The organism is Reinekea thalattae, assembly GCF_008041945.1.
In the GTDB taxonomy this organism is placed as follows: domain Bacteria; phylum Pseudomonadota; class Gammaproteobacteria; order Pseudomonadales; family Natronospirillaceae; genus Reinekea; species Reinekea thalattae.
Genome location: NZ_VKAD01000002.1, coordinates 46,373 through 59,784, shown reverse-complemented (window position 1 = coordinate 59,784; position 13,412 = coordinate 46,373). Strand labels below are relative to the sequence as shown.

The window sequence follows — 13,412 nt, the reverse complement described above, 5'->3', positions numbered from 1 at the left end:
CTCCCTTATTTTTCGCGATCTGTTCATTTATTAGGTCTCAACAAATAACATTAACTGGCTTTTGCTTGCTGACAAAAGTGTTCAAGCGTTTCACCTAAAAGCGCCGAATCAAACTGATCGGTCACCTCTGCACTGCCTAACGAGTTAATCAATACCAAGCGTAAGGTTCCTGACTGAACCTTTTTATCACGATACATGGCTGCTAAAAAACTATCAGGCGTCATTTCTGAGGGGCAGTTAACAGGTAAGCCCGATGCTTGCGTTAGTGCGACAATACGTTGCACCAATGCCGAGTCTATACGTCCTAAACGAGCAGATAGATCAGCAGCCATAATAACACCAGCGGCCACCGCTTGGCCGTGCAACCAATTGCCATAGCCCATGGTCGTTTCGATGGCATGACCAAAGGTATGCCCTAAATTCAGAATTGCTCGAATATTTTGTTCAGTTTCATCCTGCTCAATAACCTTACGTTTAATCTCACAGGAGCCAGCGATCACTTCTGCCAAAACAGTAAGATCTAGGTTAAAGATAGTGGATAAATTTTGCTCCAAGAATTCAAAGTATTCTGCCGACTGGATAACACCGTGTTTAATAACTTCAGCAAAGCCTGCAGAAAACTCTTTTTCAGGTAGGGTTTTTAACGTCGATGGATCGATCAATACCGCCAATGGTTGCTTGAAGGCACCGATCATATTTTTGCCCAACGGATGATTCACGCCTGTCTTTCCGCCTACCGACGAATCCACTTGAGACAACAACGTGGTCGGTATTTGAACAAAGTCGACGCCTCGCTGATAAGCTGCCGCAGCAAAGCCGGTCATGTCACCGATGACACCACCACCGAGAGCGACCAACGCAACATGGCGGCTGAAATTTTCAGCCAATAGCACATCAAAGATTTTATTAACGGTATCGAGTGTTTTGTATTTTTCACCGTCTGGCAAAATAACCTGAGCGACTTTTTTTCCAGCGTTAACCAGCGGTCGTTTGATGACATCTAAATAAAGCGGCGCCACTGTTTCATTGGTAACAATGACGATTTCCTGATGACTCAGCGTTTCTAAAATTAGCGATTCATGACTTAAGCATTCGCCAATATAGATGGGATAACTGCGCTCGGCTAAATCAACGTGAAGGGTTTTCATCATATCTACTTTGTAACCTAGTTAAAATTTCTTGTGCAACCACCTTTGGCGGTTTTGAATTGGTTGTAACCGATATATCTGCCAACGACTCATAAACGGGGTTGCGTTTATTGGCTAATTCTTCGAGTACTTTTTTTGGGTCATCCGTTTGCAGTAAAGGCCTATTTTTATCTTTTGCGGTTCGCTCTAGCTGCTGCTCAATAGAGGTAACTAAATAGATAGTCACTGCCTGACTATTAAGGATATGTTGGTTTTCGGCGCTCATCACGCAACCACCACCCGTTGCAATAACGCTGGGCTGATCGGCAATAACGTGACGTAAAGCTGTGGTTTCACGTTCGCGAAATTTTTGCTCACCTTCGATTTCAAAAATCCAAGGTATCGATGCGCCAGCCTGCTGTTCTATAACCTTATCGATATCGGTAAATTGACAAGACATCTGCTCAGATAAAAACCGCCCAATGGTACTTTTACCGGCTCCCATTGGGCCAATTAAAACTATATGTTGCTTGAGTTTCATTATTGAACAACTGCGCCTTCTTCAATTAATGTTGGTGTTATAAACACCAGTAATTCTGATTTATCATCCGAGGTTGTCTCGCGGCGAAACATCCATCCAATCATTGGTAAATCACCTAACACTGGCGTTTTATCTTCGGTATAGCTGGTTGCTAACCGATACACGCCACCAAGCACTAGAGTCTCACCACTTTTCACCTGAACTTGTGTCGATAAACTATTGGTATCAATAGCCGTTAAACCGGTGCCTGTGGTGGTAGAAACCGAATCTTGATTAACAATGAGATTTAAAACCACACGATCATCCGGCGTAATTTGCGGCGTAACTTCCAACTTTAAACCCGCCTCAACCAGTTCACCCAAAATAGGCACATTCTGACCAGAAAAAATCCGTGCTTGTTGGCCATCTTGAGTAATGACTTTTGGTTGCGATACCACGTCGACCATGCCGGTTGATTCTAAGGCCGAGATTTCAAGTTCCAAATCAAATACGCCCTGAGTGTAACCGATCGCAAACGAGCCGGTATTATTATCCACGGGTAGGTTGACGGCGAGCATATCGTCGAAGCTTAATGAGCCACCATTATTATTTACCGCCAATTCATTTTGCGCTAAAGATCCAGAGGCATGTATGTTGCCAGAGCCAATATTCTGATACGCCTGCCCACCCCAACGAACACCTAAGCCTTCATCTACCGAAGTGCGCGCCAACACGATTCGCGCCTCAATCAGTACCTGACGAATCGGCACATCAAACACAGCAATCGCCTGACGAATACCCTGTAAATTGGTTTGTGTGTCGGTAATCACCAAGGTATTAGTACGTTCATCAACAACAACATTACCACGGCTGGATAAAAATCCATTAGCAATTGAAATACTCGTTGCTGTCGTTAAAGCACCATCACTGACGGTGGTTTCTTGTGAACTGCCTTCGATCAAAATTTCAGCAATATCCTCAGCTTTTGCATAATTAATTTGGATGTACTCAGTTTGCAGCACCGCCAATTCTATTTCTTGTTCTTTGGCTAATAGCTCCAGCGCATCCTGAGCTGAAAATTCAGCCGTGGTTGCTACTTGCAAAATATTGCCAGAAAGCCGGCTAGTCAAGCCATTAGATTTCAGCACCAAGTCTAATGCGTGATCCCAAGGAACATCATCCAAGCGCAATGTCATTGAGCCATCGACAGAATCGGACACCACCAAATTAAAACCGACATAGTTTGCCAGAATCTGTAATGCATCTCTGGTTCCAATATCTTGGAAGTTAAGCGATATTTTTTCACCCGAGTAGAGGTAAGCATCTTTCGATTGCTCTTCACTGAGTGTGGTAACTTCGATCACTAGCTGATCTTGTTTTTGATAGGCAAGGTAATCATGTAAACCCTCAGGCGTGATATGAATGTATGCATCATTACCCTGATTAAATAAGCGAATAGAGCTCACCGCGGTAGCAAAGCCAGAAACATCTAGGTTACGCAACAGCTCATTATCGACCTGAGTATTTTCGGCGCGAACCACGATATCGCCTTGCTGCTCATAGACCGCGATACTGGCGTTAGCCGCAGAAAACTGCAGCGCTAGCTGGCCAGCGCCCTCATCGGTTTTATCAAAATCAACATTGGTTAAGCGATAAGCAGGCTGCTCAGGTGTCGCTGCATCAGCCCCCACGGGACTACCGACTTGCCGATAACTAACCGCAGGCACTGGACTCGCAGAACTCTGCGGCGATGATGCCGGTTCGCCGTTAAACACCATCGACTCGACACCTTCACCGATATAAACGGACAGCTCATTGCCGTTGACTCGCCAAACGTATGGCACCAATTTAGCCAAGCCAAAGACCACACGAATTCTATCGCCCGTATCCAATACGGTAGCTGTGCGTGTATTACCTAGACCCAATTGAATGTATTTGGAGTCCAGCTGACTGGCGGCCCCCATAAAGTCTAGCGATATGCGCGCTGGCTGCTGAATGCTGTAACCAACAGGCTTGGGTGCCGCAGCATCAAAATGCAACACGATTTGCGTATGGTCCGTAGTCAGCGGCTTTACTTCGAGTTCAATTAAATTGGCAGACTGAACCGTTGCGGCCAACCAGCAGATTAAAAAAATAACCCCATATTTCATTCGGTTCACGTCTCCGTTCGACTATTGTGTCTATTATTATTCAAGTCTAGCATTTTGACTATTAAGTCGCATAACCTTTGTCTGCTCAATGATTTTTCCGTCATTCGCTACAACCTGCACCAACAGTTCGATTTTTGATCGACCTATCGTGTCGATTTTAGCGGACTCGGCACCGATGTAGTCTGCTACACCAAGTCGATGCACTTCGCCGTTTGGATCCTGAATCAACACCCAATAGTCATCATCGGCCAAGCCAGATAGAGTCCCCACCAGCACCAATTGATCGAGAGTAAAGCCAGCCATATGATTTTGATGTGTAATATCAACTTGCCTCAAGGCTGACTCAGCTTCTATAGCGCTACCTTCTGGCGTGAATGACGATATGGCAACAAAGCCTTGTTCTGCAAAGGGTGAACGATACTGATCTGCCCGATAAGCCACTGCCACCCTATCAGATAAAACGGCTGCAAACGGTTGCTGATTACGGTCATGCTCTAACTTCGAGGGCATGGGTTGTGCAGCTCGCTGAGTTTGTTCGACAAAGGCTTTTAAGTCCGTTAACTCTGCTGGCTTATGACAAGCGACCAACAATAATAATAGCCCCGCTAACATTAAACGCCTTAGCAAAAGAGCGGCGACATAACTATTCATAGTCACCCTCCAATAAAGCGTAGCTCTTAACGGTCGCGTGAATATCCAACCATTCATGGCTAGCAGTTTCGCTGCCAAAAACAGACTGTTCAATAACAACATCGGTAAGATTCATTAATGGCTGCTGCTCGGCAAGAGCGGCAACAAAGTGGCCCAGCTGATGATACGAGCCTCGGATATGAATCGACAATCGAATTTCTTGGTACTCGACCGATAGCACTGCATCGAGCGGCTGCTTATCAATCGGCGCTTTGTCGAGAGGAACTTTATCCAGCGGAGCTTTATCCAATGGGGCTATCTCAACCACCGCCAGCCCCTGCTGATAACTTATCGCGCTGACCCGAGCAATCAACTCAGCCATACTGATCGAATTAAGATAGCGCTGTTGTAACTGCTGCCATTGCTCGGTCTGCTGTTGCAACTGCTTGGCTAGCTCATCCACTGTCGATAATGGCTGCCATTGGCTAACATATTGCTGTTTCAGTTCTGCTTGTAATACTGCTGCTTGCTTTAAACGGCTCTGCCTTGGCTGAATCACTCCCTGATAAAGCAACAGATTCAGCAAGCCTAAAACCACTAAACCGAGCACTAACTGATGCCAAAACAGCCAAGTTGCTGGTTGCCGCCAACTATAACGATGGGCTAAAAAATACGGTTCATTTATCGCGACAGACTGAAAATCCTTTTTCATAACGCCTCCTCTTGTTTATTTTTTGCCCGCAACAGGCGTAATTCGACTTGATGCAGTGCGGTATTATCTAACCGTTCAAGCCTGCTTACTTCGAGCCTCTTCATCGAAAGCACTTCGGCCTGCTGAAACGGCTCCGTCATTGTCAAAACTTGCAACAAAGGCCCAAGCTGCTCTATGTCATGGAGCTCGGCGGATATAAGCAGCTCTCGTTGATTGATTAATAACCGTGAATAAACCAACTGCGGCGGCGTCACTATCGCCAGCTGTTCCAAACTCGCCAATAATTCTTGATTGTGCCGCTGCAATTGCCCAAGCCAGACAAGGTGCGAGTACAGCCTTTGCTGCTGATCTTTAAGCTGGTCAAATTTGGCGGTAACCGCTTTAACCTGCTGCAATTGCAGCTGTAAATAGGCTTGCCGCTCTTGTTGTTGCTCATAGCGCAACTGCATGTAAGCGCTATACGCGATGACCAGCAACAGGTTCAACAATAAAAGGATGGCAAGGCCATACTTGAGCCGATGCAGCCTTTGTTGGTCGCGGCGATAGCGCCAGGGTAAAAAATTAATTTGATCCATCAACAAGCCCCCTTGCAGCCAAACCGTATGCAACCTCTAACGCACCGGTCATTGATAACAACTCGGTGCGTTCAACCCCTAAAGCTAAGTTGACGCATGACAACGACGTTAAACGTTCTCGGCTGCGCCATTGGGCACAGCTCTGTAGCTCGATAGCGATGCAGTTGAGTTCGGCCATTGCCAAAACAATTTCTCGACTTTGTACCTGTTGTTTACGACAAACCGCGACGCTAAATGTCTGGTTAGCTTCTGTTTCTGGCTGAGTGAGCGCTAGCCAATAATCAAAAGCAACATCATGAATAGGATAAGGAATGGTTTCGGCAATTAGAGCTTCGATCTGCGCCTGCCGTTGCTTTTTATTTAGCCTTGCAGGCAACTCAAATTGTTTTTCGATAACGGCACTATCGGGCAATGCAATAACGGCATCACGACAACAGGGTTTGGCGGTCAGGATAAGTTGCTGCAGTGTTTCAGCGAGTACGATTTCGTTATGAATTAGGCCATCGATAACAGCACCTGCGGGCAATTGCGCCGAGGCGTAGCATTCAAGCCGAATAAGGTGTGAGTGTTTACTAAGTTCGACCAAATTAACCGAGTTATCGGCAATGTCGATACCAAGTAAACCTTTTGGTTTGCTTGTGTACAGTAAGGCCATCGGTGCTTCCCTTCGCTATGGCGTATGGTATAAATCCTTTCATACCTACTTCACAATTAGATATCACTATTCAACGCTACGCAATATCAAACAACATCCATTTCAGCTTATAATCGATCACTATTGAAACTGATCCTTATCTAACGACATTTAATTAGTTGGAAAAACATGAAGATTCTTACCAAATTCATCCATTTTTTGCTTTGGCTCTGCGCATCGCTGTTATGCACAGCCGTGCTAATCGCCGCCAGCGTTTATCTTTATTTATCGCCACAGCTGCCGGATGTTAAGACGCTCAAAGACTTTAAACTGCAAACCCCTATGCGAGTCATGAGCGCCGACAATAAACTCATCGCCGAATACGGTGAAAAGCGCCGAGCACCGATTGCCTTTCAGAATGTGCCCATTCCTTTTATTCAGGCATTGATCGCCATTGAAGATAAGCGCTTTGAGGAACACCATGGTGTCGACCCGATCCGCTTTACCCGCGTAACGCTTGATGTGTTGATCACCGGCGATAAAGAAGGTGCCGGCGGTTCCACGCTGACGCAACAGGTTGCACGTAACTACTTCTTATCACAGCAAAAAACCTTTACTCGGAAGTTCACTGAAATTTTGCTTGCCCTAAAGATGGAGCAAGAATTAAGCAAAGCAGAGATTTTCGAGCTGTATATCAACAAACACTTCCTTGGCTACCGCTCGTACGGTATTCAGGCCGCGGCTACTGTCTATTACGGCAAAGACGTTAATGACCTAACGCTGCCACAAATGGCAATGATTGCTGGCCTGCATCAAGCGCCATCCAGCGCCAACCCGATTGCCAATCCTGAGCGAGCAAAGCGCCGTCGAGATGGTGTACTTGCAGCGATGTTAAGCAACCAATTCATTACTCAAAGCGAATACGAATTGGCAGTTGCAGAACCAATCAGCGCCCGTTATCACGGTAACAACCCAGATTTTGAAGCTTATTATTTAGCAGAGATGGTTCGTGCCGAAATGATCGACCGCTTTGGTGATGCGGCTTACACCGATGGCTACACCGTTTACACGACCGTTAACAGTGAACTTCAAGAAGCCGCTAACCGAGGCGTTCGCAAAACTCTGATCAGTTACAGTCGTCGACACGGCTACCTCGGCCCAGAACAACAGCTGGTTGGTGAAGGCACGACCGAGCGTGAAATACTGCAAAGTAACTTATCGGAGCTCAACAAATTACCGACCTTCGGTGGCTTGCAGCCAGCGTTAGTGGTCACTGGTAAAAAAGACGAGCTGAGCTTTATTCCAAAAGGCAGCGACCGACTCTACTCACTAACCTTAGAACAAGTCGCTTGGGCGCGAAAACGCATCGATGTTGATGAATTTGGACCGCAACTGACGCATGTAAATCAGGTTGCTGTGCCTGGTGATGTTATCCGCGTAGAACAAACCGAGGACGGCTGGGCGTTAGCGCAAGTGCCTCAAGCTCAAGGCGCATTAGTCGCGTTATCGCCTGTCGACGGCAGCATTCAGGCGCTGGTCGGCGGTTTCGATTACGTGCTAAATAAATACAACCGAGCAGTACAGTCAAGTCGACAACCCGGCTCTAACTTTAAACCCTTTATCTACGCTGCTGCGATCGATAAGGGCTACACACCAGCCACTATCGTCAACGATGCGCCGATTGTACGTCCAGATTCATCAATCGAAGATGTTTGGCGGCCGAAAAACTCTGGTGATCGTTATCTCGGCCCTATTCCATTCCGTCAAGCCCTGTACCAATCTCGTAACTTATCGAGCATTCGGATCTTGGATGATATCGGCGTTAACTACGCACGTAACTATGCCGCTAAATTTGGTTTTGATGGCAACGCCTTAGCAAACGATATGACCTTGGTGCTTGGCAGTACCGCGATGCCGCCCATTCAGGTAGCGACCGGTTATGCTGTTTTCGCCAATGGCGGCTATCGAGTTGAACCCTACTTTATTGATCGTATTGAAGATCAGTCCGGCAATATTCTATTCGAAGCGAGCCCTGCCACGGTTTGCCGCGGCTGCCCAGATACCGAGCAGTTCGATTTAGCGGAAAGCCCATCAACAAGCACAACCGCCATCGATATCGCGCCATTGTCGCTATCGCTGGATCAAGGCCCGCCAGAAGAGGAAGGCGTCAGCGTACAGGCAAAAGCAGAGCAAGAGCATGCACCGCGAGTTATTTCTGCTCAAACCGCATTTTTGATGAACTCGATCCTGCAAGACGTGGTTCAAAAAGGTACCGGGCGAGCCGCCAATGCAGCGCTTAACCGCAGTGATCTGGGCGGTAAAACCGGCACAACGAACGATGCAGTCGATGCTTGGTTTACCGGCTACAACGGCGATTACGTTGCCGCGACCTGGGTTGGCTACGATTCGCATAAATCACTAGGCGCCTCAGAATACGGCGGCAAGGCAGCGTTACCGGGCTGGATTGAATTCATGGAAACAGCACTGGCAAATAAACCGCTGAATACTCAACCTCAGCCAGTTGGGATCGTCAGGGTGAGAATTGATCCAAGAAACGGCCTGCTGGCGACCGCAAGAACACCTAATGCTGTGTTCGAATACTTTAAAGAAGATGAAGCACCAACCGAATACAGTAGCGACTCGAACCTATCGATCGACTTTAGTGCTGACCAGCCCGCCATTCCGACCAGTTCAAGCGACGGCGGCGTCAACTCACTGTTCTAGGCTACGTTCTATTCTTATCTTTAAATCTGTTCTTACTTAAAACTTAACAAGGGTGAGCTGCTAATAACGCAGATCACCCTTTTTTACAGGCAAAAAAAACCGCACTGCTGTGCGGTTTTTTGTGTCTAAACTAACGACTTATTCAGCGTCAGCAACTTTTGCTTTGTCTTCTTCAGTCACTTCTTTCATTGACAGCTTCACTCGACCGCGAGCATCAACGTCTAGGACTTTAACGACAACTTCTTCGCCTTCGCTTAGCTTATCGGTCACTTTCTCAATACGCTCTTCAACGATTTGGGAGATGTGAACCAAGCCGTCTTTGCCTGGTAAGAAGGTAACAAAGGCACCAAAGTCAGCAATACGCGCAACCTTACCTTTATAAACTGCGCCAATTTCAGGCTCTGCAGTAATCGCTAAGATCATGTTGCGAGCAGCCAATGCCGCCTCTTTGCTTGAGCCGTAAATGCGAACAGTACCGTCGTCTTGAATATCCACTTCCGCACCAGTCTGGTCGATAATGCTACGAATAGTCGCACCACCTTTACCAATAACGTCACGAATCTTATCTTGGTCAACTTTCATAAGATCCATTGTTGGGGCGTTATCTGGAAGTTCTGGACGAGCATAGCCAATGACTGTCGCCATCTCACGCAAGATGTGCAAACGCGCATCCAATGCTTGAGCAAGAGCAATTTCCATAATTTCTTCGGTGATGCCTTGGATTTTAATATCCATTTGCAGAGCAGTAATACCCGCTTCAGTACCTGCTACTTTAAAGTCCATATCGCCTAGGTGATCTTCATCGCCCAAGATATCGGTTAGAACGGTAAAGCCTTCGCCTTCTTTAACTAGACCCATCGCAATACCTGCAACAGGGTTCTTAACAGGTACACCAGCATCCATCATCGCAAGTGACGCACCACAAACCGAAGCCATAGAAGAAGAACCGTTTGATTCAGTAATTTCTGAAACAACACGTACTGTGTAAGGGAATTCCTCAGTGTTAGGCATCATCGCTAGAACACCGCGCTTAGCTAAACGACCGTGACCGATTTCACGACGACCAACACCACCCATACGGCCAGCTTCACCTACAGAGAACGGAGGGAAGTTATAGTGCAACATGAAGTTATCGGTTTGCGTGCCGTGCAACATGTCTTCCATCTTGCCATCACGCAAGGTACCTAAAGTGGTAGTCACCAATGCTTGAGTTTCGCCACGAGTAAATAGCGCCGAACCATGAGCACCTGGTAAAACACCAACCTCTACTTTAATTGGACGAACGGTTTTGCCATCACGACCATCAATACGAGGCTCACCAGCAACAATGCGCTGACGAACAGTGGTTTTTTCGATTTTGCTGAACATAGCGCTAACATCGTCAGCAGAATCACCTTCTTCTGAAGATAAGCTTGCTACCGCTTCTGCGCGTAGATCATTCAATGCGGCATAGCGCTGCATCTTATCGGCAACCTGATAACATTGAGCAATTTTTTCTGCGTAAGCTTCAGATACCTTGGCTTTTAGCTCAGTGTTTTCAGCTTCTGGCTGCCAATCCCATGCTGGTTTAGCGTTTTCTGCAGCGAATGACTTAATCGCAGTAATTGCTGATTGGAATTCTTGGTGAGCAAATAAAACCGCACCCAACATTTGATCTTCAGAAAGTTCGTGCGCTTCTGATTCAACCATCAATACAGCGCTGTCGGTACCGGCAACAACCATGTCTAGTTTTGACGTTTCTAATGCTTCATAGCTTGGGTTTAGGAAGTAACCCTGCTCATCGGTATAACCAACACGAGCTGCGCCAATTGGGCCGCTGAATGGAATACCAGAAACCGCTAAAGCCGCAGATGTTGCGATCATGGCGCAAATATCTGGATCGTCTGTTTTGTTAGCAGACAAAACATTAATGATGACCTGAACTTCGTTCATGAAGCCTTTCGGGAAAAGCGGACGAATAGGACGGTCAATCAAACGAGAGGTCAGGGTTTCTTTTTCTGAAGGACGGCCTTCACGCTTTAGATAGCCACCAGGAATACGGCCAACTGAGTAGAATTTTTCTTGATAGTGTACAGACAACGGGAAGAAGTCTTGGCCCGGAGAGACTGAATCTTTTGCTACAACTGTTGCTAAGACAACGGTGTCATCGATAGTACAAACAACTGCACCCGTCGCTTGGCGAGCAACACGGCCAGTTTCTAGCGTAACGGTCTTGCCACCAAATTCAAACGAGGTGGTTTTTGGGGTTAAATCTAACATTTAACAATACCTTTCTTATTCGGCTGCCACGATGCTTCTATCGATAGATTCTTGATTAAACAATCCAAACCTATCGATAGAAGCCCCAAAACAAGCTGGGCAGTAATCGTTAACAGCCAATGATTAACATAAAATGATTTAAAATAACGTCTTTTGGTTTTTGAAAAAGCCGCTATATAGGCGAATGAATATAAAACAAAGAGCAAACAACGAAGGGTCGTTAGAAATGAGAAAGGGCTCAGTAATGAGCCCTTTTAGAAATCGGTTGCTTATCGACGCAAACCTAAACGCTTAATAACAGATGCATAACGAGCAACATCTTTACGCTTTAGGTAGTCCAATAATTTACGACGCTGGTTAACCATACGGATCAGGCCGCGACGAGAATGGTGATCTTTTGCGTGATCTTTAAAGTGAGACTGCAATGTTTCAATATTTGCAGTTAACAGGGCAACCTGAACTTCAGGAGAGCCAGAATCTGTTTCACTTTGGCCAAACTCTTTAATGATTTCTGCTTTCTTTTCGACACTTAATGCCATTTTTCATTACTCCAAGAATGTGCGTTTCATTCATCTAATCGTTGCCGTGCACATTAACAGCAAGATCGAATTCGACTCTATTGAGTAGAATCGCGGCGGATTATACACAAGCACAACCCATGAACCAACCTTATTCCACTGCTTGACGAGCAATCAACCGAACTGGCTTAAGTCTGCTCTGTTCGCTGACCTCGCCAACCCCTAAGAAGCTCAGCTCAGCATCGTAAACCCGTACTTCACCACGCTCTGTTTGATCGAATTGAACATCATTACCATGGCTAAAAAAGCGGCTCTGATGGGCATCCAAGACCACCTTGGGTAAATGACTGAGCAACTCATCGATGGAAATCAACAACGCGTCCATCTTTGCCAGCTCAGATTGCTCCTGCATCTGCACCAGCTCCTCTAGAGTAACAGCCTGTTCTAGTTTAAATGGGCCATGCTGAGTGCGGCGCAAAGTTTTGACATGAGCGCCACAACCGAGTGCATTGCCAATATCGGCAACCAGCGTACGAATGTAGGTGCCTTTTGAACAATGCACCGACAATGTGAATTCTGGAGTTTGTAAGCTCAACAACTGATTCTCAAAAATAGTTACTGGGCGCGCTTCCAGCTCGATCACCTCGCCCTGTCGAGCCAACTCGTAAAGCTTTTGCCCGTCTCGTTTGAGTGCAGAGTACATCGGTGGCACCTGTTCAATGTCGCCACTGAACTGCGTTTGAATGAGTTGTTCTAACTGCTCGGCCGTCACATTAGGCACATCACTTTCTGCCACGACTTCGCCTTCGGCATCGAGCGTATCGGTCTGAATACCTAACAGGCCTGTGGTTAAATAACGCTTATCGGAATCTAATAGATAACGGGTGAACTTAGTTGCCTCGCCAAAGCAGATCGGCAACAGCCCGGTCGCTGCGGGATCTAACGCGCCAGTGTGGCCGGCTTTTTGCGCCTGATACAGCCAACGTACTTTTTGCAGTAAACCGTTAGATGAAAACCCTGCGGGCTTATCGACTAACAGCACGCCGTCCAGAGCACGACCTTTACGCTTACGCGCCATGCTTATTCGTCCTCTTCAGCGTCTCGTTGATTGTTGGCATCTTGTGAAATCGCCTTATCAATCAATGCTGACACTCGGGTTCCCGATTCAATGACCGCATCGTAATGAAAGCGCAACTGAGGAATAACACGTAGACTCAGCCCCTTTGCCAACACCGAGCGCATAAAGCCCGCCGCCTGGTTTAATAATTTGGTTTGCTGTTCGCGCTTTTCTTCCTGCTCTGACTCATCACCCTGTGCGCCAAACGCCATACAAGTGAAATAGACATCGGCGTAAGAAAGGTCGCTGGAAACCTTCACTTCGTTGATGGTAACCATGCCAACGCGAGGGTCTTTAACCTCACGCTGAATAATAGCGGACAGATCACGCTGAATCTGATCGCCGATTTTACGGATGCGATTGCTGTTACTCGCCATTTTGTTACTCCCGAAAACAAAAAAACCGGCTTCACGCTAAGTAAAGCCGGTCACGTTTATTGGACTCGA

General features: G+C 46.8%; 12 protein-coding genes. 1 reads left to right on the top strand and 11 read right to left on the bottom strand.

Annotated features, from left to right (window positions below; genetic code table 11):
* Positions 1-50: 50 nt before the first annotated feature.
* The 7 genes from aroB to pilM are packed head-to-tail and all read right to left on the bottom strand — an operon-like array spanning position 51 to position 6,369.
* Positions 51-1,148, bottom strand: coding sequence for a 3-dehydroquinate synthase (gene aroB, locus FME95_RS10620; RefSeq protein ID WP_147714468.1), 1,098 nt, complete (start codon positions 1,146-1,148; stop codon positions 51-53).
* Positions 1,129-1,668 (bottom strand): shikimate kinase AroK, encoded by a 540-nt coding sequence (gene aroK, locus FME95_RS13735; protein WP_147714467.1) that lies wholly within the window; start codon positions 1,666-1,668, stop codon positions 1,129-1,131. Before aroK ends, aroB begins: the two co-directional genes overlap by 20 nt.
* Positions 1,668-3,797 (bottom strand): type IV pilus secretin PilQ, encoded by a 2,130-nt coding sequence (locus FME95_RS10610; protein WP_147714466.1) that lies wholly within the window; start codon positions 3,795-3,797, stop codon positions 1,668-1,670. The genes aroK and FME95_RS10610 overlap by 1 nt, the downstream gene beginning before the upstream one ends.
* Positions 3,798-3,833: 36 nt before the next feature.
* Complete coding sequence (locus tag FME95_RS10605; protein WP_187265507.1) at positions 3,834-4,448, bottom strand: pilus assembly protein PilP; 615 nt, start codon at positions 4,446-4,448, stop codon at positions 3,834-3,836.
* Positions 4,441-5,139 (bottom strand): type 4a pilus biogenesis protein PilO, encoded by a 699-nt coding sequence (gene pilO / locus FME95_RS10600; RefSeq protein WP_147714464.1) that lies wholly within the window; start codon positions 5,137-5,139, stop codon positions 4,441-4,443. The genes FME95_RS10605 and pilO overlap by 8 nt, the downstream gene beginning before the upstream one ends.
* Positions 5,136-5,714 carry a hypothetical protein gene (locus tag FME95_RS10595; protein ID WP_147714463.1) on the bottom strand — a complete coding sequence of 193 codons (579 nt, stop codon included), beginning with the start codon at positions 5,712-5,714 and terminating at the stop codon, positions 5,136-5,138. Before FME95_RS10595 ends, pilO begins: the two co-directional genes overlap by 4 nt.
* Positions 5,701-6,369 (bottom strand): type IV pilus biogenesis protein PilM, encoded by a 669-nt coding sequence (pilM, locus tag FME95_RS10590; protein ID WP_147714462.1) that lies wholly within the window; start codon positions 6,367-6,369, stop codon positions 5,701-5,703. Before pilM ends, FME95_RS10595 begins: the two co-directional genes overlap by 14 nt.
* A 168-nt stretch (positions 6,370-6,537) precedes the next feature.
* Here pilM and FME95_RS10585 point away from each other — a divergent pair, with 168 nt between their 5' ends.
* Positions 6,538-9,072, top strand: a complete 2,535-nt coding sequence (locus FME95_RS10585) for a penicillin-binding protein 1A (RefSeq protein WP_147714461.1) — start codon at positions 6,538-6,540, stop codon at positions 9,070-9,072.
* Between the two features lie 138 nt (positions 9,073-9,210).
* Here the strand turns inward: FME95_RS10585 and pnp are convergent, their stop codons facing one another.
* From pnp to rbfA, 4 genes are all read right to left on the bottom strand, one after another.
* Positions 9,211-11,331: a polyribonucleotide nucleotidyltransferase gene (pnp, locus tag FME95_RS10580; RefSeq protein ID WP_147714460.1), complete on the bottom strand. Its 2,121-nt coding sequence runs from the start codon at positions 11,329-11,331 to the stop codon at positions 9,211-9,213.
* A 269-nt stretch (positions 11,332-11,600) separates the two neighbouring features.
* Complete coding sequence (gene rpsO / locus FME95_RS10575) at positions 11,601-11,870, bottom strand: 30S ribosomal protein S15 (protein ID WP_147714459.1); 270 nt, start codon at positions 11,868-11,870, stop codon at positions 11,601-11,603.
* Between the two features lie 130 nt (positions 11,871-12,000).
* On the bottom strand, positions 12,001-12,927 hold the full coding sequence (truB, locus tag FME95_RS10570) for a tRNA pseudouridine(55) synthase TruB (RefSeq protein ID WP_147714458.1): 927 nt from the start codon (positions 12,925-12,927) through the stop codon (positions 12,001-12,003).
* Between the two features lie 2 nt (positions 12,928-12,929).
* Positions 12,930-13,343: a 30S ribosome-binding factor RbfA gene (rbfA, locus tag FME95_RS10565; RefSeq protein WP_147714457.1), complete on the bottom strand. Its 414-nt coding sequence runs from the start codon at positions 13,341-13,343 to the stop codon at positions 12,930-12,932.
* Between the last annotated feature and the right edge of the window lie 69 nt (positions 13,344-13,412).

Coding starts and splice junctions, on each gene's coding strand:
- FME95_RS10585 (WP_147714461.1), top strand. CDS start 6,538: ATGAAGATTCTTACCAAATTCATCCATTTTTTGCTTTGGCTCTGCGCA.
- FME95_RS10605 (WP_187265507.1), bottom strand. CDS start 4,448: ATGAATAGTTATGTCGCCGCTCTTTTGCTAAGGCGTTTAATGTTAGCG.
- rpsO (WP_147714459.1), bottom strand. CDS start 11,870: ATGGCATTAAGTGTCGAAAAGAAAGCAGAAATCATTAAAGAGTTTGGC.
- pnp (WP_147714460.1), bottom strand. CDS start 11,331: ATGTTAGATTTAACCCCAAAAACCACCTCGTTTGAATTTGGTGGCAAG.
- pilO (WP_147714464.1), bottom strand. CDS start 5,139: ATGAAAAAGGATTTTCAGTCTGTCGCGATAAATGAACCGTATTTTTTA.
- FME95_RS10595 (WP_147714463.1), bottom strand. CDS start 5,714: ATGGATCAAATTAATTTTTTACCCTGGCGCTATCGCCGCGACCAACAA.
- aroB (WP_147714468.1), bottom strand. CDS start 1,148: ATGAAAACCCTTCACGTTGATTTAGCCGAGCGCAGTTATCCCATCTAT.
- aroK (WP_147714467.1), bottom strand. CDS start 1,668: ATGAAACTCAAGCAACATATAGTTTTAATTGGCCCAATGGGAGCCGGT.
- FME95_RS10610 (WP_147714466.1), bottom strand. CDS start 3,797: ATGAAATATGGGGTTATTTTTTTAATCTGCTGGTTGGCCGCAACGGTT.
- pilM (WP_147714462.1), bottom strand. CDS start 6,369: ATGGCCTTACTGTACACAAGCAAACCAAAAGGTTTACTTGGTATCGAC.
- rbfA (WP_147714457.1), bottom strand. CDS start 13,343: ATGGCGAGTAACAGCAATCGCATCCGTAAAATCGGCGATCAGATTCAG.
- truB (WP_147714458.1), bottom strand. CDS start 12,927: ATGGCGCGTAAGCGTAAAGGTCGTGCTCTGGACGGCGTGCTGTTAGTC.